Raw genomic sequence first — 22,523 nt, 5'->3', positions numbered from 1 at the left:
GGGGGCCCCCCCCCCCGGGGGGCGCCCCCCCCCCCCCCCCCCCCCCCCCCGGACGCTCGTCCGTTGTTAGACGCAGCCGGTCGGCTTGGGCAGGCCGGCGAAACGGCACGCCTGCTTGGCCGGACCATAGGGGAAGAGGCCGTAGAGATACTTGCTGTTGCCCTTGTCCTTGCCGAGCTTCTTGCCGACAGCCTTGGTCAGGACGCGCACGGCGGGAGCGATCTGATACTCCTCGTAGTACTCACGCAGGAAGTTGATGATGTCCCAGTGCTCGTCGGTCAGCTCCAGGTTGTCCTGCTTGGCCATGACCGTGGCGACTTCCGGTTCCCAATCGTTCAGATTGGCCAGATAGCCTTCTTCATCCACGGCCAGTTGCTTGCCATTGACATCGATCGTATCCGCCATTGGGGGATGCTCCTCTGTTGGGTTCGTTCAGAAATTGAAAACTTACAACCAGGCCTGGACGGTGTCGCACTCGGTCGTCAGATCGACGAAGCCGGCGTAGTCCACGACGCTGATCCCTGGAATGACGCGCTCGTCACTAAAACCCCGTGCCTTGAGGTCGGGGCCGAGCACGTACAGCTTGAGCTTGCCGAGCGCCTCAGTCACTTGGGACTCGACGCTGGTTCCCGCGAGCGCGGCATAGATGCCGTCCTCGAACAGCAGGACGCTCGCACCCTCGGTGGCAAACTTCAGGCAGGATTCTAGCGAATTGCGCTCGAAGGGTGACTTGTTGACGGTATGCAGAATGCTCATTTCACCCTCCCTTTAGAAGCTGAAGATCGCGTCGGACTCGTTCATCAGCTCGCTGACGCGGGCTGAGTCGATGACCTCGACGATGTTGTCGAACTCTTCCTCGGTCTCCATGTCCTCGTAGGCGATCTCGACCAGATCGTCCTGGGTCAGTCCGCGCGCTTCCAGCGAGGCGCGGTCGACATAGATGCGACGCACCTCGTAGTCGCCCAGGGTGCGGTAGGTCGGGGAGAAGTTCTTCATCCCGATGCCCTTGGTGTCCTGGCCCCTGGTGAGCTGGTAGACCCCGTCGTCGAGGAACAGGACGCACACGTCCTGATCGAAGGCGGCGCCGATGAGCACGACTTCCAGGGCTTCCCACGCATAGATGGTGCCGTAGGGCGCCTTGCGATTGAGGTACATGAATTTCTTCACGACTTCCGACATGTTGGCGCTCCCTCAGTCACCGAAGACGACGAGACGGTCGGCCTGGATCGCCGCCTCGACCAGTTGTCCGAGTCCGGAGATGCGGAACTTGGGATGGATGTTGGTCGCGTCCTTGCCGTTGCGGGTCATCTCGCCCTCGTCGACGATGCCGCGCCGCTGCGCGGCGGCGACACAGACGACCATGTCCAGATCGTACTGTTCGGCCAGCTCGGCCCAGCGGTTGACGATGTGACGGTCGTCCTGCGGCGGCGTGGTCAGACGGGTCGAGTTGTTGACGCCGTCGTGATAGAAGAAGACCCGGAAGATCTCGTGCCCCTTCTCCAGCGCGGCCTTGGCGAACTGATAGGCCGAGTCGGACGCCTGATGCTGATAGGGCCCCTCGTTGATCTGAAGCGCGAACTTCATGTAGACCTCATGGATGTCCAAATCAGGTCATCGCGATACCGGGCGGACCGGCGCGAAACGCGCGTCCGACCCGAGGCGATGGATTATCGTTCGATCATGGCGCGCCCGCCTTCCGCCGGACGCGCCCTCCCCCTGCCGCTCCGGATCAGAACCGGATGTAGGACGAGCTGTTGAAGCTCGCGCGCGCGCCGCGCCAGGTATCGATGTGATACTTGGTGAAGGGCAGCTCGACTTCCTCGAAGAAGCGCGGCCAGCCGATGCGCTCGATCCACTCGTTGATGCGCTCCCAGTCCTTCGCGCCTTCCTTGTACGCCTTAAGGATGCGTTTGACGATGGCGGTCGCTTCCGGCCAACGCGGCGGATTGTTCGGGATGCCGGCGGCGACCAGCTTCTGGAAGGTCGGTTTGCCACGCGCGTTGGAGTGGTTGCCGCCGACCCAGATGGCCAGCTTGGAGTGCTCGGCGTCGTTGATCTGCATCGGCGGACAGGGCGGATAGCAGGCGCCGCAGCAGATGCACTTGCGCTCGTCGACTTCGAGCGACGGCTTGCCGTTGACCATCGCCGGGCGGATGGCCGCCACCGGGCAGCGCGCCACGACCGAGGGACGTTCGCAGACGTTGGCGACCAGATCATGATTGATCTTCGGCGGCTTGGTGTGCTGGACGTTGATCGCGATGTCACCCTGACCGCCGCAGTTGATCTGGCAGCAGGAGGTGGTGATGTGCACGCGGTTGGGCATGCGGGCGTTGCGGAACTCGTCGATGAGTTCGTCCATCATCGACTTGACCACGCCCGAGGCATCGGTGCCGGGGATGTCGCAGTGCAGCCAGCCCTGGGTGTGCGAGATCATGGCCACCGAGTTCTGGGTGCCGCCGACGACGAAGCCGGCGCCTTCCAGCGCGTCGATCAGCGGCTGGACCTTGGACTCGTCGCTGACCAGATACTCGATGTTCGAGCGAATGGTGAAGTGGACATAGCCGTCGGCGAACTCATCGCCGATGTCGCACAGCTTGCGCAGCGTGAAGACGTCGAGGATGCGCTGGGTGCCGGCCTTGACCGTCCAGATCTTGTCGCCGCTGTAGGCCACATGCAGCAGCACGCCCGGACGCGGATGCTCGTGATACTTCCACATGCCGAAATTCTTGCGCATCACCGGATGCATGTACTGCCAGGGGTCCGGACAGCCGGACTCGATGGGCTCACGCATTTCCGCCATGGACTGATCCTCCAGTGTTTCGATTCTTGGGGAGTACGATGGGGTCGGCGCCGCTCAGCGACCGGCCTCGGCCTGACGCGCGAACCATTCCTCGGCCGCCTCGTCCCAGCCATCCATGCGGATGTAGGAACTCTGGCGCGGGTGGCTCAGCATGTTTGGGTCCGGCTCGATGCCGATGCCTTCCAGGAAGTTGGCCAGACCGATGCGCTCGATCATCTCGCCGCAACGCTCGTGCTCCAGACCGTTCTCGGCCCAGAAGTCGATGATGGTCTCGGCCAGCTCGACCAGCGACTCGTAGTCTTCCTCGGTCTCCAGCTTCTTGAACGGCACGACCACGGTGCCCATCAGGTCGCCGATCTTGAGGGTGCGCTTGCCCCCGATCAGGATGGTGACGCCCTTGTCGTCGCCGGGATGCAGCGCCTTGGGCATGACGTTCAGACAGTGCATGCAGCGCACGCAGTCGCGGTTGTTGACGTCGAGGGTGTCGTCGTCGTTGAGCGACAGCGCCTTGGTCGGGCAGCGGGTGATGACGTTGTCGATGTAGTACTGACGGCCCTTGTCGGCGATGTAGGCCTTGACTTCGGCCTGATCGACCTTCATGTCGTCACGCCAGGTGCCGAGAACGGCGAAGTCCGAGCGCTCGATGGCGTTCTGGCAGTCGTTGGGGCAGCCGGAGACCTTGAACTTGAACTTGTAGGGCAGCGCCGGACGGTGCACATCGTCGGTGAAGTTGTTGACCAGCAGCCGATGGGCCTTGAGCTCATTGGTGCAGGACATCTCGCAGCGCGCCGAGCCGACACAGGACATGGCGGTACGCACGCAGGGACCGGCGCCGCCGAGATCCCAGCCGTAGTCGTTGATCTCGTCGAAGAAATTCTGGGTGTTCGGGGTATCGACACCGATGAACATGATGTTGCCGGTCTGGCCGTGGAAGGTGACCAGACCCGAGCCGTACTTCTCCCAGGTATCGGCGAGCTGGCGCAGCATGGCGGTGGTGTAGTGGTTGCCTGCCGGCGGCTGGACGCGGACGGTGTGGAACTCCTTGGAGCTGGGGAAGACCTTGCCGACCTCGGAGAAGCGCGGAATGATGCCGCCGCCATAGCCGAACACCGACACGGTACCGCCCTTCCAGTAGCCCTTGCGGGTCTCGTAGGAGTGTTCGAGCTGACCGAGCAGGTCGTTGGTGACAGCATTGATGCGCGCGTCCGGGTGCTGGTCGCGCAGACGCTTGATGCCGGAGATGAAGCTGGGCCAGGGACCGGTCTCGAGCTGGTCGAGCATCGGGGTCGCGTGCTTGTCGATAGCCATTGCGCGGTCTCTCCTATCGATATAACCAGGAACGGATATGGTTTTGGGCGCGTGCCTGGAGCCGCCGCCGGCAGAGCAGCGGGACCATGCATCGCGTCGGGTCTGTGTGTGGAGCCGGTGGTACCGACACGCTCAGCGGGCGTATCGAGCCGGACCCTCAACCCCATCGGCGTTCGCTAATGTACCCATGGACGGGTTGGACGCCCATTCCACGATCGGGGGGGATACCCCCTCTACCCTCTATCCCCTTCGAGATATACACCGGCGCCTGGCGTTCGCGGCGGACGATCCGGCGCGGCGGCTGGATTTCCGAAAAATCCTACAGGTCGGCACGCCGGTAAGTCAATAAACTCTAATATTAGAGTTTTCTGAAATTTTGGCGTCATCGAATCAGGCGGCTCAGCCTCCTGACGCCGGAGCCTTGTGTTGCGAACAGTCGCGGCACGGTTGTTTTCGAGTCCGGACGCCTGCACATTCTCCGACACACAGGTCTCGGGCAGACGCCGACGACGGGCGTATTCCGAACCCTTCGATCCACACGGACACACAGATGCTCAAGCTCAGCGAAATCCTGGTTGCCAACCAAGACATCGAATCCTTCGATGAACTCATCCCGCTCGTCCAGGCCGTGGCGCGTTCCGGCGAGCGCTTCTTCCGCATGGACGTCAAGCCGCCCTACCCGGACACGCCGGAGAACTGGGAGGACCGACTCGAGGCCGCCTTCAGCGGCCTGCTGCGCTGATTCCAAGATCCTAACGACCAGCAGGGTTTCTCACGCCATGAACACCATGAAGTCATTCGACCCCTTCGCCATCCGACTGCCGGACACTGCCGCCGATTCCGTCTTCAACTCCGGCAGTGAATTCGCGGCATTGGAGTCGCATCTTCAGGTGCTCAACGAACGACTCGCGGCCATCGAACGCGGCAGCGGTTCGGCGCATGAGCTGGCTGATCTGCGCTTGCAGGTCGCACGGACCCTGGTCAATCTGGAGCGTGGAGTGGAAGCCTGGCCGCTGGCGCGTGCCGCCTTCGATCACTTCATCGAATGGGATCAGTTCGAGTCGGCGGCCGATGCCTGTGACGTGCTGTTCCAGTCCGAGCAGCCCGGTTCGGTCGCCGCGCTCGGGCAGGGGATCTGGCTGGCCGTCACCTGCCCCATCGATCCGGAGCTGACCATCGAGCTGCTCAATCATGTCATCGACGAGACGCCGGACGACGCCGATGGCGCGGCGGTGGCGGCGACCACGGCGCTGTTCCTGGCCGATGTGCGCGCCGAGGGACGCCATCGCGAGGATCTGATGTTCTTCACCACCCAGTTGCTCGGCACAGTGGCGCGGCGACACAGTCAGATCGAGACGCCCGAGCAGCTCGATCACTGGATGGAGCGGCTGGAACTGAAGGAGCCTGAGAAGTTTTTGGTACGTCTGCGCAATGTCGTCGATGTGCTGGTCCAGGACGACTGGTGGTTCGACCGCGAGGCGCTTCAGCGGCGCCTGCCCTATTGATCCATCCCTGATCCCAAGGATTCCGAGACCGACCGAATGTTCTGGAACGAAGACGAACCGACCGACGCACTCCGACTGCTGGACGATATCGTCGATCTGCTGTTTGCGATCGACTGCAAGCGTCTGCCGGTCGACCATGCCTACGCCCTGTCGAGCGCGGTGCGCGCTCTGGTGCCCTGGTTCGATGAGGAACCGCGCCTGGGCGTGCATACCATCCATGTCGCCGGATCGCAGAACGGCTGGGAGCGGCCCGAGCACTCGCCCGAGGCGCTGATCATGGTCTCGCGCCGCACCAAGCTGACGATTCGCGTCCCGAGTGCGCGGGCGGACGATCTGGCGTCGCGGCTCCAGGGGCGGCGGATCGATGTCAGTGGTCAGCCGTTGACGATCGGCGCGGCCAAGCCGAAGCCGCTGAGTCAGGAGACGACGATCTTTGCGCGTTATCTGGCGGCGGCCCCCAGTGCCGATGCCGAGGCGTTCGCCGACGAATCGCGCTTTCTCGAAGCCGCCGCGCAAGCGCTCGGCGCACTCGACATCCGCGTGCGCAAGGCGCTCTGCGGCAAGGCTGCGACCCTGCATACGCCTGACGGCCCGATTCATACCCGCGCCCTCATGCTCGCCGGACTGACGCGCGAGGAATCGATGCGGCTCCAGCGTGAGGGGCTGGGGCCGCATCGCTCGCTCGGCTGTGGTCTCTTCATACCGCACAAGGGCATCGATCCAGTGAAGAGTCCGACCTGAATCATTCACCTCGCCGTAAAAAATATGACGATCTAATGACCTTTTTTTGACAAACTGGCACCCCCTCGCGTACCCGGCTCATCGGCCGGGCGGCGCCAATCCAGTTTCGTCAACCACAGTCATGTGATCTCATGAAGACCACCAACCCGATCGCCGCCCTGTTCGGCCGCTCACCCTTTGGGCCGACGCAGGAACACATGCGGCTCGTCCAATCCGCCGTCGTCCAGCTTCCGGCACTCGTCGAGGCGCTGGGCACGGCCGACGCCTCCGACATCACCTCACGCCAGGACGCCATCCGCGCGCCCGTCCCCCAGGCCAGCGCACTCGCGCGCGAGATCCGGCTGCACCTGCCGCGCAGTCTGTTCATGCCGGTCGACCGGCGCGATCTGCTCGAACTGCTCGACCGTCAGGAATGGATCGGGCGTGAAGTCCGTGCCATCGCCGACCTGCCGTTGCAGCACGCCATGCGTCTCCCGACGGAACTCCACACGGCGCTACTCAACCTGACCCGGAGCGCTACCGCGACCTGTCAGCAAGCCACTGCCATCGTCGACGAGATCGACGAACTCATCGAGACCGGCTTTCGCGGCCCGGAAGCCACCCGCGTCGAGACCATGATCCAGACCCTCGATCGGCTCGCCGCTGAGACCGACGCGCAGTTGCCGGTACTGGCGCGTGACCTCTTCACGCCGATCGACGATGCAAACCAGGGCGACGCCCTGCCCCCCGCCACGCTGCAACTCATGCACCAGCTCGTGCGCGCGCTCGGCGAGCTCGCCAACCGCGCTGCCCGCATCGGCGATCACCTGCTGCCGCTCATCGCGCGCTGAAGTCCGGGAGAGAAGAGCGTGGAAATCATCAATGAATGGGGATCGGTGTTCCTGATCCTGGCCATCGTCTTTGGCCTCTACATGACCTGGGGCATCGGCGCCAACGATGTGGCCAATGCCATGGGCACCTCGGTCGGCTCGGGGGCCATCACCGTGCGGCAGGCGATCCTGATCGCGGCCGTCTGCGAGTTCATCGGCGCCTTCGTCGCCGGCGGCGATGTCACCGAAACCATCCGCAACGGCATCATCGATGCCGAGACGCTGGACGGTCGGCCCGAACTCCTGGTCTACGGCATGCTCGCCTCGCTGCTGGCCGCCGGCATCTGGCTCATGATCGCCTCGGCGCGCGGCTGGCCGGTCTCGACCACGCATTCGATCGTCGGCGCCATCGTCGGCTTCGCAGTCGCCGGGATCGGGCTGCATGCCGTGCACTGGGAGATGATCGGCCAGATCGCCGCCAGTTGGGTGATCTCACCGCTGCTGGGTGGTCTGGCGGCGCTGCTGATCATGCTGAGCATCCGCTGGCTGATCCTCAACGCCGAGAACCCCTTCCGTCAGGCCAAGCGCTGGGGGCCGGTCTATGTCTTCTTCGTCGGCTGGATCGTGAGTCTGGTGTCGCTGTTCAAGGGACTCAAGCATTTGAATTTGCACCTGACGACCGTCGAGAGCCTGATCGCGGCGACCGTCTTCGGCCTCGTGACCGGACTCATCGGCAAGGTGCTCATCGATCGCGTCAAGCTCGACGAGAAGGCCGACCGTGCCTTCCATTTCGCCAGCGTCGAGAAGGTCTTCACGCCGATGATGATCTTCACCGCCTGCGCCATGGCCTTCGCGCACGGCTCCAACGACGTGGCCAACGGCATCGGCCCCATGGCGGCCGTGGTCTCGGTGATCCAGTCGGGCGGCGCCGTGGCCCAGAAGGCGCAACTGCCGCTGTGGATCCTGCTGCTCGGCGGCGTCGGCATCGTAGTCGGACTGGCGACTCTGGGCTATCGCGTCATGCAGACCATCGGCACCAAGATCACCGAACTGACACCCACGCGCGGCTTCTCGGCCACGCTGGCCGCCGCCGCTGTGGTGGTGCTGGCGTCCAAGACCGGGCTGCCGGTCTCGACCACCCATATCGCCGTGGGCGCGGTCATGGGCGTGGGCCTGTCGCGCGGGATCGCGGCGCTGGATCTGCGCGTCATCGGCAACATCGTGGTCTCCTGGCTGATCACGCTGCCGGCTGGGGCCGTGCTGGCGGCGGCGTTCTTCTATCTGTTCAAGTTCAGCTTCTCTTGAACGAACGGCTGAAGCACTCTGCCTATCCCTTCGTCGCGAGCGAGCCGGTCACGGATCTGGTCGAGACCCGTGGCGTGTCCCTGTCGCGCGGCGTGCGTTTCGGCCAGATCCTGGTGACGGGGCCGCCGGGGTCGGGCAAGTCGACGCTCATCCGGCGGCTCGGCGGCTGGCCCGAGGAGGGCTATGTCGATCTGACCCGTGACGGCTGGTGGCGCGCCCGGTCGCTGGCGCTGCGTCCGCGCGAGGTCCATTTCGGGCTGCCCTTCGTCGGCGAACCGCGCGCGCTGGCGCTGTTCGATCCGGAATGGCTGCGTCGCTGGCGTGAACTGCAACTGGAGCCAGAGCGTATCCGCCTGCCGCCGCCCAAGCGCCATCCCTGGTCGACCGACTGGCGCGCACGTCTGGACTTCGAGTTCCTGCTGCCGTCGCCCGACACCATCGTCGTACTGCGCCGGGCGCGGGCGCGCTGGGGCACGCATCCGATCGACGCCAGCATCGACCCGGAGCAGATTCGCGCCCAGGTCATGCTCTACAGCCAGGTGGCGCTGTATTTCCAGCGACAGGGTATGATCGTCCATCTGCGCGAACAGGCCGACCGGCCACCACGGCGAATCCACGACCATGGCCAAACCCAAACGACTTGCCCGTAAGAGTCTCCTCAAACGCTTCCGCGAGCTGCTCCAGGGCATGGATGCCTGCGAGGACGTGGACCTGAAGGACGCTCTGCGTCTGGGCGGGGACAAGATCCGGGTGCCGGCGCCGGCCCTGCCGCTGAGCATCCGGCTCGGCGGCGAGGATGGCTATCCGCTGCATCTCTATCCGGAGCCGCGCTTCGAGGAAGACGGCACGCTGATGTATTCCGGCGACTATCTGCTGGTCGATCCCGACAGCTATTTCCAGGACATCAGCGGCTTTCTGCGTCTCGATCAGGGCGAGACCCTGACCCTGGGGCGCGGCGATCCGCTTCAGCGGCTGCTGTTGCGCTATCCCAAGTCGGTCGCCGAGCGGCATCTGCGTCTGAAGCTCTCGGCCAAGGGGCTGGCGTTCAAGAACAAGTCCGAGCAGGCCGGAGTCTGTCTGGCTCCGCTCACGCGCGAGGACTGGGTCGAGCGTCTGGCACAGCAGCGTCTGCGCGCGCTCGACCGGCTGGTCGAGGCGCTCGGCGGGCCGATCGAGCCGCTGGAGTCAGGCGCCGCACTCGCCCTGATCGACGAAGTCAATGCGCTGATGCGCGACGAACCCTATCGTGTCCCCAACGCTCAGGGTCGCAACAGCGGGCTGCTGGCCCTGCCCGATCGACCGCGTCCGATCTTCGTCGGCGACCTGCACGCCCGACTCGATAACCTGCTGGTGATCCTGACTCAGGGCGCCTTCCTCGACGCACTCATCGACGGCAGCGCCCTGCTCATCCTGCTCGGCGATGCGGTCCAGTCCGATGCGTCCGGCCAGGAGGCCGAGATGGACGGCTCCATGCTGATGATGGATCTGATCTTCCGGCTCAAGCGACGCTTTCCCGAGCGCGTCTTCTATCTGCGCGGCAATCACGACAGTTTCTCTGACGAACTCAGCAAGTCCGGCGTTCCCCAGGGATTGTTGTGGGAGCAGGCGCTGATCGAACGGCGCGGAATGCGCTATCGTGAGGCCATGCAAACCTTCTACGATCGTCTGCCCTATGTCGCCGCCTCCTCGGGCTATCTGGCCTGTCATGCCGGGCCGCCGCTCGGCAAGCTCAGCTGGGAAGCCCTGGTCGACATCGAGCGTCATCCCAAGCTCGCCCATCAGCTCACCCATGTGCGGCTACGCCAGTCCGGTCGCGCCAACGGCTATGGCTATGGCCCCGGTGATCTGGCACGCCTGCGCAAGCGGCTCGGCGTCAAGCGCGAGGCGCCGGTCATCGTTGGCCATACCCCACCGCGCCACACCCAGACCTGCTGGATGAACGCCGGCGGCATCCCCAACCACCATATCGTCTATGGCTCCCATCCGGACTGGATCGGCGTCATCACTCGCCCCGAGAAACGTCTGGTGCCCCTGATCTATCCGAGCGAACCCATGCTCAGCGTCTACAACCGGCGCGCACACGCCGCCCAGTCGAGCGAGGACGCCCATGGATGAATCGATGATCGACTGGTGGACGATGAGCGTCGGACTCTTCGGCGGGCTGGCGCTCTTCCTCTACGGCATGGAACAGATGGCCACCGCGCTCAAGGCCGCCGCCGGCGAGCGCATGAAGGACATCCTGGCGCGCCTGACCACCAATCGCTTCATGGGCGCGCTCACCGGGGCCTTCGTCACCGCCGTCATCAATTCCTCCTCGATCACCACGGTGCTGGTGGTCGGCTTCATCAGTGCCGGACTGCTGTCGCTGTCGCAGTCGGTCGGCATCATCATGGGGGCCAACATCGGCTCGACCGTCACCGCCCAGCTGATCGCCTTCCAGCTCGACAACATGGCGCTGTTGATGATCGGATTCGGCTTCGTGCTGCTGGTGGCCATCAAGCGCGAGGCGGCACGCCACTACGGCGGCATGATCATGGGGCTGGGGCTGGTCTTCCTCGGCATGACGCTCATGAGCGAGGCCATGGCGCCGCTACGCGACTACGAGCCGTTTCTCGACTTCATGGCTACCCTGCGCAATCCCGTGCTCGCCATCCTGATCGCGGCGCTGTTCACCGGCTTGATACAATCCTCGGCGGCTACCATGGGTATCGCCATCGTCATGGCCAGTCAGGGATTCATGGATCTGGAGACAGGCATCGCGCTCGCCTTCGGGGCCAACATCGGCACCTGCGTCACCGCCATGCTCGCCTCGATCGGCAAGCCGCGCGAAGCGGTGCGCGCGGCCCTGGTGCATGTGATCTTCAACATCGCCGGCGTCCTGGTGTGGTTCGGCTTCATCGGCCATCTGGCCGAGTGGGTGCAGCTGATCTCACCGACGCGGCCCGATCTCACGGGACAGGCCCGGCTGGCCGCCGAGGTGCCGCGTCAGATCGCCAACGCGCATACGCTCTTCAACATTGCCAACACCCTGCTGTTCATCGGGCTGACCAGCCAGCTCGCACGTCTGGTCGAATGGCTGGTGCCGGACAAGCCGGAGGGCGAGGAAGCCTTCATCGTCCGGCCGCGCTATCTCGACGAGGAGCTGCTGACCACGCCTTCGCTGGCGCTCGACCGGGTGCGGCTGGAGATCCTGCACATGGGCGACAGCGTGCGCGAGATGATGCAGTCGATCATGCCGGCCATCCTCGGCGGCAACCGCCAGACACTGCGCGAGATCGAGCTGATGGACAACGATGTCGACAGCCTCCATGCCGAGATCGTCAGCTATCTCGGCAAGATCAGCCGCCAGAGCCTGACCGAACATCAGACACGCGAGCTGATGTCGCTGCTCGCCGCCGCCAACGATCTGGAGAACATCGGCGATCTGATCGAGACTAATCTCGTCGTCCTCGGACGCGAGCGCATCGACCAGGGCGTCTCGGTCAGCGAACCGACGCGCGAGGTGCTGCTGAACTTCCATCGTGCCGTCAGTCGCGCGCTCGGCACCGCGCTGCAAGCCGTGGCGCAGAACAACGAGATCGCCGCGCGCACCGTCACGGCCATGAAGAGCGAGATCAGCGCCATCGCCGATTCGGCCGCCGCGCACGAAGCCCGGCGTCTGGTCGCCGAGGAACCCAAGCGCATCCCGGCCTATACGCTGGAGATCGACATCATCGAAAAGCTCCAGCGCATCTATTATTTCGCCAAGCGCATGGCCAAGACGGTCGAGGCCGATACCCAGGCCGAAAACGCTTGAGCCTCAATCCAAGACGCGGCTTCGCACGGAGACAATCGGATGCAAACGGGTTTCGGCATCTACGCCAAGATCGCCCACGACATCATCGCCGGCAAGGCCAGCCTGCCGAACCTGCCCGACGCGGCACTGCGCATCCGCCGCGCCATGCAGGATCCCGACTGCGATCTGGCGCGCATGGAGAGCATCATCAAGACCGATGCCGGACTCTCCGGCTATCTGATCCAGATGGCCAACAGTCCGATGTATCGCGGCTGGTTCGCGACCAAGGATCTCAAGCGCGCACTCTCGCTGTTCGGCATGGAGATGACGCGCAACCTCTGTCTGGGCTATTCGTTGCGCGCCATGTTCCGCGCGCGCGATCCGCAGCTCAAGGCACTGCTGACGGATCACTGGAAGCGCAGCGCGCATCGCGCCGCCTTCTGCGCCGTGCTGGCCGGACAGGTACGGCGCATCAGCCCCGATCGAGCCCTGCTCGCCGGTCTGTTGCAGGAGATCGGGATGCCGCTGCTCTATATGCGGCTGGAGAACAACCCCGAAGCGTTGAGTAACCCCGAGATCCTCCAGGATCTGGAGGAGACCTTCTGCGCCAATATCAGTCTGACGCTGCTGGCCTCCTGGGGTCTGGACGCGGAGTTGCAGGAGGTGGCGCGCAGCCGTCACGACTGGTCGCGCGAGCATCGCGGCCGGGCCGATCTGGCCGATGTGGTGATGCTGGTCAATCTGCACGAACTGCGGCTGGAGAACGATCCGACGCGCTGTCTGCCTGAGATGCAGAGTCTGCCGGCTTACGAGAAGGTCGATCCGGGGCCGGTCAGTGAACGGGGGACGCTGGTGGTGCTCGACGAGTCGGTCGACATCGCTGAGATCGAGGCGACCATGACGGGGTGAGCGCTCCTTTGGCCCCCTCTGCCGCCGGGGAGAGGGCTTTTGAGTCAGGGCCAGTCGCGATAGGGATGCCAGGCGAGGTTGACGTTGAAGTAACGCGGATCGTCCGAGACCTCGGCTCCGAGCCAGTCGGGGCGCTCGAACGCCTCGTCGACCGTCGTCAGTTCCAACTCGGCCAGTACCAAACCGGCATTGGCGCCGGCGAAGACGTCCAGCTCCCAGACATGCCCTGCATGAGGCACGCGATAACGGGTCTTCTCGACCAGCGGTGAGACGGCCAGTTCGCGCAGCAAGGTCTCGGCATCCTCGACCGGGATCGGATATTCGAACTCCAGTCGGCTGATGCCCCGGCTCGCGCCCTTGAGGGTCAGCCGGGCCGTTTCGCCGTGGATACGCACGCGCACGGTGGTGCGTGCATCCTCGGTCAGATACCCCTGGACGAGGCGCGTCTCGTCCTCGACCTGATCGCGCCAGCCCTCGCCGACGACCAGGAATTTGCGCTCGATCTCGACGCCCATGGGGTCAGAGCGCCCGATCGGCGACCAGGATGCCATCCTCGTCGCAATAGATGTGATCGCCCGGCGCGAAGCGCACACCCGCGAAGGTCACGGGAATGTCGCGCTGCCCCTCGCCGCGCCGCTCACTCTTGCGCGGGATGCTCGCCAGCGCCTTGACCCCGAGCGGCATCTGGCCGATCTCGACCGTATCGCGCACACAGCCGAAGAGCACCACACCCGCCCAGCCCTGCTCGACCGCGCTCGCGGCGATCAGATCGCCGAGCATGGCGCAGCGGCGCGAGCCGCCGGCATCGACCACCAGCACCCGTCCCGCGCCCGGCTCGGCGAGCGTGGATTTCACGAACGAATTGTCCTCGAAGCACTTGACCGTGACGATGGGGCCATGAAAGCGCGACATCCCGCCAAAATCGCGGAAGATCGGCTCACAAGTCTGAAGTTCGTCACCGTATCGGTCGTAGAGGTCGGCAGTCTTGAAGGTCATGAGCGGCTCACTGAAGGTTGGATGTCGATCGAATCCGTTTAGAGTACTGATCATCGACGTGTTTGAGAACTGATGAGGTTGGACGATCCGATCCGGAGCGGGGATGTTTGCACATTGCTTGGAACAGGAGGCGCAAGCCCCCAAATGATTAAGATCCAAGTATTTGCACCCATGCGCGGGTCGGTTATCCTTCCGGAACTTCAGATCAAGTCGCCATGTCTCACAGATCCGGCAACCTTTTCATAACCAAAGCAAGCAATCACACGACAGGAGTGAATTTCGATATGGCCAATCCGGGCATTTCCATCCTCAAGACCACAGATGCGGCGGTCGCAGCCAATAAGGTTCTGAAGAACACCTATTTGCTGCTCTCGGCCACGCTCGGCTTCAGCGCCCTGACCGCCATGCTCTCGATCGTGCTGGCCATGCCCTCCTGGGTCTACATGGCGGCGGTCATCGTCTCCATGGTGCTGGGCATGTTCGTGCTGCCGCGCACGGCCAACTCGGCCGCCGGCATCGGCGTCATCTTCCTGATCACCGGTCTGCTCGGCTTCGGGCTCGGCGCCATCCTGACCATGTATCTGGCCCTGCCGCACGGTCCGCAGACCGTGGGTCTGGCCTTCGGCGGCACGGCGGCGATCTTCCTGGGTCTGTCGGGCTATGCGCTGTCGAGCAAGCGTGACTTCAGCTTCATGGGCGGCTTCATCTTCGCCGGCATGATGGTGGTCATGATCGCTGTGATCGCCAACATCTTCCTGCAGATCCCGGCGCTGTCGCTGGCCATCTCCTCGGTCATCATCCTGCTGATGAGCGGCTTCATCCTGTTCGACACCAGCCGGATCGCGCGTGGCGAGGAGACCAACTACATCATGGCCACCTATGGCCTGTATCTGAGCATCTTCAACATCTTCGTCAGCCTGTTGCAGATCCTCGGCATCATGGGCGGCGACGACTGATCCGCTCGCTGATCGTTCGTCCGCGAATCTTTCGCGTCCATACAGCCCCGGCCTCGTGCCGGGGTTTTCGTTTCACGTCGACCGACGAGGTGTCCAATGGAACTCTTTCTGAAGATCACCGCCGCCATCCTGTTCGGGATGATGCTGTTCTTCCTGTGGCCGGTATACAAGAACTGGCAGGAGAACGGCCCCAAGGCGCAGAAGGGCGACTGGGCGGCGGCCATTCTGCCGCTCGGGGCGGTCGTGGCGTTCGTCGTGCTGCTGGTGCTGGCGGTGCGATGATGGCCGGAGGCCGAGCTGTGGTAGAGTAGCGCGCTCGTTCGTCAGGAGGATTCACACCATGCCAATCAGGCTCGAACGCTCGAACATCCGGGGATTCTCGATCGTCGTACTGACCTCGGCCCTGCTTCTGCTGGCCGGCTGTCAGTTCAATCCGCTCAAGCCCAAGCCGAACGCCCCGACCACGAGCGCCGCGCCGGAGAGCGCCTGCGCCGCCAACTGCGATCTGGCCAGGACGCAATGCGAGGAGCGGCAGCGGCTGCGCGAACAGCTCTGTCAGGAGCAGGCGACACGTCTCCAGAACGACGCCACGCCCTGCAATACTACGACCAATCCGCTCTGCCCCCAGCCCACGGCCTGTCTGGGTGAGGATATGGGCCTCTGCAGCACGCAGCACGCTGAGTGCCTGTCGCGCTGCGCTAAGGCGCCTTCCGAACCTGCCGAAGCCGAACCGGCTCCGGCGCCCGCCGCAGATCGAGCCGAGTCCTGATGGCCTGGGTCTATCTGTTCGTCGCCGGCCTCTTCGAATGGGGCTGGCCGGTCGGGCTCAAGCTGGGCCTGACCGACAGCGGGCTGCATTGGGGCTGGATCCTGTTCGCCGTGCTCTGCATGATCGCCAGCGGCGCCCTGCTGCTGATCGCCCAGAAGACCATCCCCATGGGGACCGCCTATGCGGTCTGGACCGGCATCGGCGCCACGGGAACCTTCGTGCTCGGCATCCTGCTCTTCGGCGAGCCGGCCACGCTCGCGCGTATCTTCTTCGTCGGACTCATCGTGGTCGGCATTCTCGGACTCAAGCTGGCGTCTGATTGAGCCGCTGCCGACGCAGGTCAGACCGCATCGACCAGAGGTTCGTCATCGTTCCGGCTCGTCTTGGCCTTGCGACGCGGCAGGACCGGCACTTCGTCGTCGACCTCGATCACCCGCAGGGCGCGCTCCTCGGCGGCGAGCCGCTTGGCGGCGATCGTCTTTTCCTGACGCGCCCGCACCGTATAACCGAGCGCCGCGCCGCCGGCACCCGCCAGGGTGGCCAATCCCAGCGTCATGAACTGAGCCAGCATCATGGCCACGCCGACACCAAAGGTACCGCCCACCACCAGGCCGGCCTTGAGGCTCACGCCGGCCGAGGCGCGTTTTCTGGCCTTGGCCACCAGATCGGCCGCCTCGCGCGTGGCTTTGACACGCTGCTGCTCGGCGCGCACGCGGATCTTCTCGCGCTCCTTGGAATGCCGCTCACTGACCCGCGAGACCACCCGATGCCGGTCGGCCGAGACGATGGTGTTGAACCAGAGCGCCACCATCACCGCGATGACCCCGCCCAGGAGCGCGAACAGCGGCCAGGTCGTCATCCAGTCGGTGTGGAGTGCGGTATAGATCAGCAGGACCGTGACCCCTTGCAGCAGCAGGATCCCGATCAGGAAACGGATGAAACTACCGAGACCAAAGGGAATGATGTTCATGTTCCGGATAAAGTCAGTGTGTTGGGTCGAGGATGAACCGGCCTCAGATCAGGAAGATCCAGCGCTTGCCGTCCGTCTCGCCGCGACCCGAGCCGCTCGCGGATCGCGATTGCGGCGACAGTTCGAGCAGACGCCGGCGCAGCGCCGAGAGACTTTCGGGACGCTCGCGCATTTCGGGCGGGATGTCGCGATCATAGGCATCGACGAGGTTGTAGAGATGCTCAGGGCCGAGACCGGACAGATCCGCGACCAGGCGTGGGGCCTCGCCGTCCAGGGGCAGAAGACTCGGCTCCAGCCCGGACACCAGGAAGGGACCGGCGCCGCGCTCGATCCGCGCGGCCAGACGCGCCTGTCCGCGCTGACGCAGGAGTTCGCCGAGCCGGCGGCGCATCAGGTCCGAGAGATCCACGGCGGCCAGATCCATGAGCGGCGCCGTCGGCGAGCGGCCGGCCCGGATCGGGACGAGGAAGACATGCGCCTCGGTGCTCGGTTCCTCGGTTGCGCCGGGCGTGACCACATAGGTCTCGATCATCCTGAAGAGTTCACTGTGACGTGCCAGAGCATCTCCGCTCGCCCGCTCGAAGCCGGCCCCGAGCAGTACGAAGGTATAGAGACCATAGCCCGGCAAGGCGTCCTCGTAGAGTCGGTTGAGCGCGATGTCGGTGACGAGCTGAACGCTCTGTCCCGCCGAGGGGAAATAGAGCATCCCGTAGCCCACGCCATCCGCTTCGGCGTCAAAGGCGTCCATGTCCGGCTCTGAGGCGCCTGATCGATCCGCATCACGGTCGGGTCGCGGCATCGTCGGCTTTGAAGCCGCGACTGGAGACGAAGCTGCCGACTCCGCCGTCGACGCGGGCCGTTCGAGTGTCGCGCCAGACTGGGACGTCGGCGGAACCACGGGCGACGTCCCGGCGCACCCGGTGAGCGCCAACAGCACCAGGAGCGGCCATCCAGCCATCTGAAACGAGCGAGCGCGAGGAGCGAATATCATGCAGAGGACGCCAGACTGTCGAAAGCGTCTCATGATACAGACCGGCGCGTTCAAAATCCCGACCGCTCGCTGACGACCTCGACCACGGCGGCACAGAGTCGCGTCAGTTCCGCGTCCGAGATCACATAGGGCGGCATCAGATAGACCAGACGCCCGAAGGGCCGCACCCAGACGCCCGCCTCGACCAGACGGCGCTGGATCTCACGCATCGGCACTGGGTGCTCCATCTCGACCACGCCGATGCCGCCGAGCACCCGGACCTCGGCCACGCCCGGCAGACCCCGGCAGGGCGCGAGTCCGTCCGCCAGACCGCGTTCGAGACGTTGGATATTGGCCGCCCAGTCCTGCGACAGCAGCAATTCGATACTGGCATTGGCGATGGCGCAGGCGAGCGGATTGCCCATGAAGGTCGGGCCATGCATGAAGACGCCCGGCTCGCCCGAGGAGATCCCGTGCGCGACCCGCCGGCTGGCGAGCGTCGCGGCCAGCGTCAGATAGCCGCCGGTCAACGCCTTGCCCAGGGTCAGGATGTCCGGTGCGATCCCGGCATGCTCGCAGGCGAACAGCCGCCCGGTCCGTCCGAATCCGGTGGCGATCTCGTCGGCGATCAGGAGCACATCGAACTGGTCGCAGAGCTCGCGCACCCGACGCAGATACTCGGCGCTATAGAAACGCATCCCGCCCGCGCCCTGGACGATCGGCTCCAGGATCACGGCGGCGAGTTCATGCCGGTGGCGCTCGATCAGCCCGGCGAAGGGCGCGATGTCGGCATCCGTGCAGGGGTCGCCGAAACGACAGACCGGCGCCGGAGCGAAGATCTGCTGCGGCAGCACGCGGTTGAACAGATGATGCATCCCCGTGACCGGATCGCACACCGACATGGCGTTGAAGGTGTCGCCGTGATAGCCCGAGCGGATGGTCAACAGGCGATGGCGCTCGGGCCGTCCGGACGAGATCCAGAACTGGAGTGCCATCTTGATCGCGACCTCAACCGCGACAGAGCCCGAGTCGCACAGAAAGACGTACTGGAGCGGCTCGGGCGTCAGTTCGACCAGCGAGCGCACCAGACGCATCGCCGGCTCATGGGTCAGACCGCCGAACATCACATGCGCCATCCGGTCGAGCTGATCGCGCGCCGCCCGGTTCAGCACCGGATGGTTGTAGCCATGGATGGCGCACCACCAGGAGGCCATGCCATCGATCAGGACGCGCCCGTCCATGAGTTCGATCTCGCAACCACGCGCTGAGCGCACCGGATAGACCGGGTCGCGATCCAGGGTCGAGGTATAGGGATGCCAAGCGTGCGCCTGGTCGATGGCGAGGATGTCGTCAGGATCCATCGAGCAGGGTCATTGTTTGGCGATGGATTTCACGATCGACTTCATGTCGTTCGCATAGGTGTTTTCGGCGCCCGGCTCGCCCCAGTACATCAGGACAAACAGGTTCTCACCGTCGGGCGAGAAGAAATCCACGGACACGATCAAGGGCTCACCCTCTTCGCGATCGACACCGGAGCCGGTCAACTCGATGAAAGTCATCCCTCCCAGTTCAAAGCTGTCGGAACTCTTGAGTTTGAAGTCCTTGATCCATTCGTCGATGATCTCGTCGACCTCGCCGGCGGCCTGTTCGAGCAGGGATTCGCCAACCCCCTCCAGATCCTCGTGATCCAAGGCCCAGAGATTGATTTCGATCGCCTCGTCGGGCGTCTTGGCGGTGAGTGTGTCGTCCTCGACCTCGGTCTCCCAGTGATCGGGAAACGTGATCGAGAAGACCGGGTCATCGACTGGATAGGTGAAGTTCTGACCAGCCTGAGCGGACCAGGGCAGGGACAAGCCCAGGCACAGCGAACCAAGCAGGAGTGCGAGCTTTTTCATCTTTGTAACCACTGATGTATTCGTCGTGATGGATACGGCTATACTCGGTCCTGATCGAGGGGTCGATGGTGCCTGACGGGCCGAGCGCCGCCCGGCTGAATACCCTCGATGCCGCGCGCCTCGCCCTAGAAGGTTGGAGTGTTACGCCATGGCGCGCTCAGACTAGCCGTTTATTTCGATCGACTCAACCAGGTCAAGCCATGCAAAAATCCATACTGCTTCCGGCCGGTTTGTTCATGATCTTCGTTCAGGCCCATGCAGCCGAGGGTCCGGCCGCTCCACCGGCGATGCCGAGCACGCAACCGGCGAGCGCGCCGATTGAAGTGCCTGCCCCTGCAGCGAAGACGACGCCCTCACTCAGTGGCCCATGGTCGTCCACCCTCGTCGACGAGATCGTCCTCGAACAATCGGGCAACCAGATCACGGGGCGTTATTCCTACATGGACGATGACGACGTCACCCAGGAGGGACGTATCGAGGCAACCATCGATGGCCAGAAGATCCGCGGGAAATGGTGGGAGCGTCCCAAGGTGGGGGGCGGCGAGGAAAGTCGCGGCGACCTGGAGTGGAAGATCCTGGACGATGGCAAGGCGCTGATGGGTTGGTACCGTGACGAGGGCGACGAGGAACGACAGGACTGGAACCTGACCCGCTAGGATCAAGCCTCAGAAGACCGCCCTGCGGGCGCACGGATACCTCCTGGAGTTCGCCGAGGGGATCCGCGAAGCTGGCGACCGCCCTGCGGGCGCACGGATACCTCACCTCGAAACCGCACCCATGTCCATGGTTCCGCATGCGTGCGGTTCAGAGGTCGCTGCGACTGTCGATCTCGCTCAGCGACACGCCGCGCAGGATGTCCTTGAGGATCTCGCGGCAGGCCGCTTCGTGCTCGGACTCCTTGCCGCGCCGCGCATCACTGAAGAAACGCGCCAGTTCGCGCTGATCCTGTGAGTCCAGCGCCTCGGTGAACCCCTTGGGACGGATCTCGCGGTCCGGCACCCGGTTCGGATCGTCCTCGTCGGCGGCTTGGCGCCCATGCGCCCAGTTCATGGCGCGCGCGCTGTAGAGCACGGCCCGGTCGAGCAGCACGAAGGGAAAGCGCGGATTGGAGACCGGGCCGATGGTGTAGACGTGCGTGTTGGGTGCGCGCTCGATGTCGAGCTTGGCCAGCGCCTTGCCGCCGACCACGCCCAGAACGCCGCCGACCACCCCCCCGAAGAAGGCGCCCGCGCCGAGCGAATGCCCGGCCGTCGCCAGATCGATGGTGGCGCCCGAGGCCGCGCCCGCTGCCATGCCGACCACTGCCAGTTGACGGCGCGAGAGTCCGAGCGCCTGGCCGACGTCCTCCGAGAGCAGATCCTGACTCAGCACCGAATCGGGCGGCAGGTTCCAGACGTTGTGCCGGAAGTTGGCGCGGATGTGCTCCTGGGCCTCGACCTCCAGCCGGCGCAGACCGTCCTCGAACTCGGCCGTGATCTCGGCCTTGACCCGGTCGCGACCGCTCTGAAAGATGACCTTGCCGCTCTTGACCGTCTTCGACACCTTGTAGCTCAGTGCCTGCTTGAGCAGGTCGAGGATGGTGCCCACGGCCTGATCGGTGCGTCGCTCCCAGTCGTGGGCGAAGGCGTCGATGGCCTCCTCGACCATCGGCTCCCAGCGCTGATCGATGCTCTTGAGCGCGTTCAGCAGCCGCATGCGTTCGTCATAGGTCGCGCGATGGGCGTTGAACTCGCGCACCGAGTTGAACGCCTTGCTCAGGGCATCGCGCCACTGATTCATGTAGCGATCCTGCTTGCTCAGATTGTTGAGGATCGCCATGCGCGGGCGGCCCGTGAGCCGCAGCAGCTCGATCTCGACCCGATCCTTCTCCTTGATGCGCTTGGAGCCGTCGACCACCAGGATGATGCCGGCCCCTTGGGCGACCGGCTCCATCAGGGCGATGTCGTGGGCATAGAGCGGATCGTTGCGATAGGTCTCGACGAAGGCGTGCGCCAGATCCGGGGTGTCCTCGTGGGCCTGGAACCATTCCAGGATCGCATTGGGATTCTGGAAACCGGGCGTATCGATGAACTCGATGACCTTGCGTCCATCGATCACCACCGGATAGACGTCGGATTTGGTGGTGGTCCCGGCGCGCTTGTCGATCGCGATCCGGTCGTTCTCGGTCAGGGTCGCGACCACGGAGGACTTGCCCGCGTTCGGGTGTCCCATGATCGCCAGGCGTGGAATCTTCGCCGCCATCAGTCTGCTCCATCCTCGGTGGGCGGGGTCAACATCTCCAGACGCAGATAGGGGTCGGCCATCTGGTCGATCTTGGACTGCCAGTCGCGATAGTCGAAGGCGCGCAGCGTGGGCAGACGGTCGTCGTCGTCCGGATCGCCGACCAGGGCCAGGAGCATCTGGGCCTGGGGACCGGCGGCGGCGCGCAGCTCGCGCAGGAAGACCAGGTTCTCGGTGATCGGCGGCTGGGAGCCGTCCTGGATCACGGCGATTCGGGGCGGCGGCGCGTGCCAGTCGCCGTCCTCGATCATGGCCAGGGCGCGCGCCGTCATCTGGCTGCCGGCGCCGAAGGTCGCCTGGGCGCCCACGCGCCAGCCGCTGAGATCGCGCAGCAGTTCTTCCAGGCGCGGGCGATCCTCGGGTTCGAGCACGTCGTCGATGTCGACATGGATCAGCAACAGGCAGGCGTCCGGGCTGTACTCGGTCGCGCCGTCACGCGGGGCGACTGGAGCCTGAACGAACGGCTCAGGCTCAGGCTCAGGCTCAGGCTCAGGCTCAGGCTCAGGCTCAGGCTCAGGCTCAGGCTCAGGCTCAG

At 64.5% G+C, this 22,523-nt stretch carries 28 protein-coding genes; 14 read left to right on the top strand and 14 right to left on the bottom strand.

The annotated features are described in order from the left end of the window. Window positions 1–66: 66 nt before the first annotated feature. The 6 genes from HW932_RS20365 to dsrA all read right to left on the bottom strand — a co-directional run bounded on the left by HW932_RS20365 (window position 67) and on the right by dsrA (window position 4,108). Window positions 67–405, bottom strand: a complete 339-nt coding sequence (locus HW932_RS20365; protein WP_176978294.1) for a TusE/DsrC/DsvC family sulfur relay protein — start codon at window positions 403–405, stop codon at window positions 67–69. 42 nt (window positions 406–447) lie between these two features. Continuing rightward, window positions 448–756, bottom strand: a complete 309-nt coding sequence (tusB, locus tag HW932_RS20360) for a sulfurtransferase complex subunit TusB (RefSeq protein WP_176978293.1) — start codon at window positions 754–756, stop codon at window positions 448–450. Window positions 757–768: 12 nt separating this feature from the next. Beyond that, the gene (tusC, locus tag HW932_RS20355; RefSeq protein WP_176978292.1) at window positions 769–1,179 is read right to left on the bottom strand and encodes a sulfurtransferase complex subunit TusC; all 411 of its coding nucleotides are present in this window, start codon (window positions 1,177–1,179) and stop codon (window positions 769–771) included. Window positions 1,180–1,191: 12 nt separating this feature from the next. Next, window positions 1,192–1,584, bottom strand: a complete 393-nt coding sequence (gene tusD / locus HW932_RS20350) for a sulfurtransferase complex subunit TusD (RefSeq protein ID WP_176978291.1) — start codon at window positions 1,582–1,584, stop codon at window positions 1,192–1,194. A gap of 145 nt (window positions 1,585–1,729) precedes the next feature. Next, on the bottom strand, window positions 1,730–2,800 hold the full coding sequence (gene dsrB / locus HW932_RS20345; protein WP_176978290.1) for a dissimilatory-type sulfite reductase subunit beta: 1,071 nt from the start codon (window positions 2,798–2,800) through the stop codon (window positions 1,730–1,732). Between the two features lie 54 nt (window positions 2,801–2,854). After that, window positions 2,855–4,108: a dissimilatory-type sulfite reductase subunit alpha gene (gene dsrA / locus HW932_RS20340; RefSeq protein WP_176978289.1), complete on the bottom strand. Its 1,254-nt coding sequence runs from the start codon at window positions 4,106–4,108 to the stop codon at window positions 2,855–2,857. 550 nt (window positions 4,109–4,658) lie between these two features. Here dsrA and HW932_RS20335 point away from each other — a divergent pair. The 9 genes from HW932_RS20335 to HW932_RS20295 all read left to right on the top strand — a co-directional run bounded on the left by HW932_RS20335 (window position 4,659) and on the right by HW932_RS20295 (window position 13,152). Further along, window positions 4,659–4,850, top strand: coding sequence for a sulfur relay protein DsrC (locus tag HW932_RS20335; RefSeq protein ID WP_176978288.1), 192 nt, complete (start codon window positions 4,659–4,661; stop codon window positions 4,848–4,850). Between the two features lie 46 nt (window positions 4,851–4,896). Continuing rightward, complete coding sequence (locus tag HW932_RS20330) at window positions 4,897–5,613, top strand: hypothetical protein (protein ID WP_176978296.1); 717 nt, start codon at window positions 4,897–4,899, stop codon at window positions 5,611–5,613. 36 nt (window positions 5,614–5,649) lie between these two features. Then, entirely contained in the window at window positions 5,650–6,354 is a 705-nt protein-coding gene (gene cas6, locus HW932_RS20325) for a type I-MYXAN CRISPR-associated protein Cas6/Cmx6 (RefSeq protein ID WP_176978287.1), read from the top strand. A 131-nt stretch (window positions 6,355–6,485) separates the two neighbouring features. Then, window positions 6,486–7,184, top strand: coding sequence for a DUF47 domain-containing protein (locus HW932_RS20320; protein WP_176978286.1), 699 nt, complete (start codon window positions 6,486–6,488; stop codon window positions 7,182–7,184). An 18-nt stretch (window positions 7,185–7,202) separates the two neighbouring features. Then, window positions 7,203–8,468, top strand: coding sequence for an inorganic phosphate transporter (locus HW932_RS20315; RefSeq protein ID WP_176978285.1), 1,266 nt, complete (start codon window positions 7,203–7,205; stop codon window positions 8,466–8,468). After that, window positions 8,465–9,118: a serine/threonine protein phosphatase gene (locus HW932_RS20310; protein ID WP_176978284.1), complete on the top strand. Its 654-nt coding sequence runs from the start codon at window positions 8,465–8,467 to the stop codon at window positions 9,116–9,118. Before HW932_RS20315 ends, HW932_RS20310 begins: the two co-directional genes overlap by 4 nt. Continuing rightward, complete coding sequence (locus HW932_RS20305; protein WP_176978283.1) at window positions 9,090–10,583, top strand: metallophosphoesterase; 1,494 nt, start codon at window positions 9,090–9,092, stop codon at window positions 10,581–10,583. Before HW932_RS20310 ends, HW932_RS20305 begins: the two co-directional genes overlap by 29 nt. Further along, window positions 10,576–12,264: a Na/Pi cotransporter family protein gene (locus tag HW932_RS20300; protein WP_176978282.1), complete on the top strand. Its 1,689-nt coding sequence runs from the start codon at window positions 10,576–10,578 to the stop codon at window positions 12,262–12,264. Before HW932_RS20305 ends, HW932_RS20300 begins: the two co-directional genes overlap by 8 nt. A gap of 39 nt (window positions 12,265–12,303) precedes the next feature. Beyond that, the gene (locus HW932_RS20295) at window positions 12,304–13,152 is read left to right on the top strand and encodes an HDOD domain-containing protein (RefSeq protein WP_176978281.1); all 849 of its coding nucleotides are present in this window, start codon (window positions 12,304–12,306) and stop codon (window positions 13,150–13,152) included. Between the two features lie 44 nt (window positions 13,153–13,196). On the opposite strand, the gene HW932_RS20290 is transcribed toward HW932_RS20295, so the two are convergent. Together HW932_RS20290 and rraA are read right to left on the bottom strand one after the other, a co-directional pair. Beyond that, a complete protein-coding gene (locus HW932_RS20290; protein WP_176978295.1) occupies window positions 13,197–13,667 on the bottom strand; it encodes a CYTH domain-containing protein in 471 nt (156 codons plus the stop codon). A gap of 4 nt (window positions 13,668–13,671) precedes the next feature. Further along, on the bottom strand, window positions 13,672–14,148 hold the full coding sequence (rraA, locus tag HW932_RS20285; protein WP_176978280.1) for a ribonuclease E activity regulator RraA: 477 nt from the start codon (window positions 14,146–14,148) through the stop codon (window positions 13,672–13,674). A gap of 284 nt (window positions 14,149–14,432) precedes the next feature. Between rraA and HW932_RS20280 the strand changes: the two genes are divergently transcribed. The 4 genes from HW932_RS20280 (at window position 14,433) to HW932_RS20265 (ending at window position 16,196) form a co-directional block, all read left to right on the top strand. After that, on the top strand, window positions 14,433–15,104 hold the full coding sequence (locus tag HW932_RS20280; protein WP_176978279.1) for a Bax inhibitor-1/YccA family protein: 672 nt from the start codon (window positions 14,433–14,435) through the stop codon (window positions 15,102–15,104). Window positions 15,105–15,200: 96 nt separating this feature from the next. After that, window positions 15,201–15,386 (top strand): hypothetical protein, encoded by a 186-nt coding sequence (locus tag HW932_RS20275; protein ID WP_176978278.1) that lies wholly within the window; start codon window positions 15,201–15,203, stop codon window positions 15,384–15,386. 58 nt (window positions 15,387–15,444) lie between these two features. Continuing rightward, window positions 15,445–15,873 carry a hypothetical protein gene (locus HW932_RS20270; protein ID WP_176978277.1) on the top strand — a complete coding sequence of 143 codons (429 nt, stop codon included), beginning with the start codon at window positions 15,445–15,447 and terminating at the stop codon, window positions 15,871–15,873. Continuing rightward, entirely contained in the window at window positions 15,873–16,196 is a 324-nt protein-coding gene (locus HW932_RS20265) for a DMT family transporter (RefSeq protein ID WP_176978276.1), read from the top strand. The genes HW932_RS20270 and HW932_RS20265 overlap by 1 nt, the downstream gene beginning before the upstream one ends. Before the next feature lie 17 nt (window positions 16,197–16,213). On the opposite strand, the gene HW932_RS20260 is transcribed toward HW932_RS20265, so the two are convergent. The 4 genes from HW932_RS20260 to HW932_RS20245 form a co-directional block, all read right to left on the bottom strand. Beyond that, window positions 16,214–16,843 (bottom strand): hypothetical protein, encoded by a 630-nt coding sequence (locus tag HW932_RS20260; protein WP_176978275.1) that lies wholly within the window; start codon window positions 16,841–16,843, stop codon window positions 16,214–16,216. Window positions 16,844–16,886: 43 nt separating this feature from the next. Beyond that, on the bottom strand, window positions 16,887–17,591 hold the full coding sequence (locus HW932_RS20255) for a hypothetical protein (protein WP_176978274.1): 705 nt from the start codon (window positions 17,589–17,591) through the stop codon (window positions 16,887–16,889). Window positions 17,592–17,884: 293 nt separating this feature from the next. Then, a complete protein-coding gene (gene bioA, locus HW932_RS20250; protein ID WP_176978273.1) occupies window positions 17,885–19,174 on the bottom strand; it encodes an adenosylmethionine--8-amino-7-oxononanoate transaminase in 1,290 nt (429 codons plus the stop codon). Between the two features lie 9 nt (window positions 19,175–19,183). Next, window positions 19,184–19,708 (bottom strand): hypothetical protein, encoded by a 525-nt coding sequence (locus HW932_RS20245; protein ID WP_176978272.1) that lies wholly within the window; start codon window positions 19,706–19,708, stop codon window positions 19,184–19,186. 236 nt (window positions 19,709–19,944) lie between these two features. Between HW932_RS20245 and HW932_RS20240 the strand changes: the two genes are divergently transcribed. Then, window positions 19,945–20,364: a hypothetical protein gene (locus tag HW932_RS20240; protein WP_176978271.1), complete on the top strand. Its 420-nt coding sequence runs from the start codon at window positions 19,945–19,947 to the stop codon at window positions 20,362–20,364. A 148-nt stretch (window positions 20,365–20,512) separates the two neighbouring features. On the opposite strand, the gene HW932_RS20235 is transcribed toward HW932_RS20240, so the two are convergent. Both HW932_RS20235 and HW932_RS20230 read right to left on the bottom strand, forming a co-directional pair. Next, window positions 20,513–21,949 carry a GTPase/DUF3482 domain-containing protein gene (locus tag HW932_RS20235; RefSeq protein WP_176978270.1) on the bottom strand — a complete coding sequence of 479 codons (1,437 nt, stop codon included), beginning with the start codon at window positions 21,947–21,949 and terminating at the stop codon, window positions 20,513–20,515. After that, on the bottom strand, window positions 21,949–22,523 hold a 575-nt coding region (locus HW932_RS20230), incomplete at its 5' end, for a DUF2868 domain-containing protein (RefSeq protein WP_176978269.1). The genes HW932_RS20230 and HW932_RS20235, both read right to left, overlap by 1 nt.

This window comes from Allochromatium humboldtianum (assembly GCF_013385175.1).
GTDB classification, from domain to species: domain Bacteria; phylum Pseudomonadota; class Gammaproteobacteria; order Chromatiales; family Chromatiaceae; genus Thermochromatium; species Thermochromatium humboldtianum.
The sequence above is the reverse complement of the archived record's forward strand: the minus strand, read 5'-3'. Positions and strand labels throughout refer to the sequence as shown.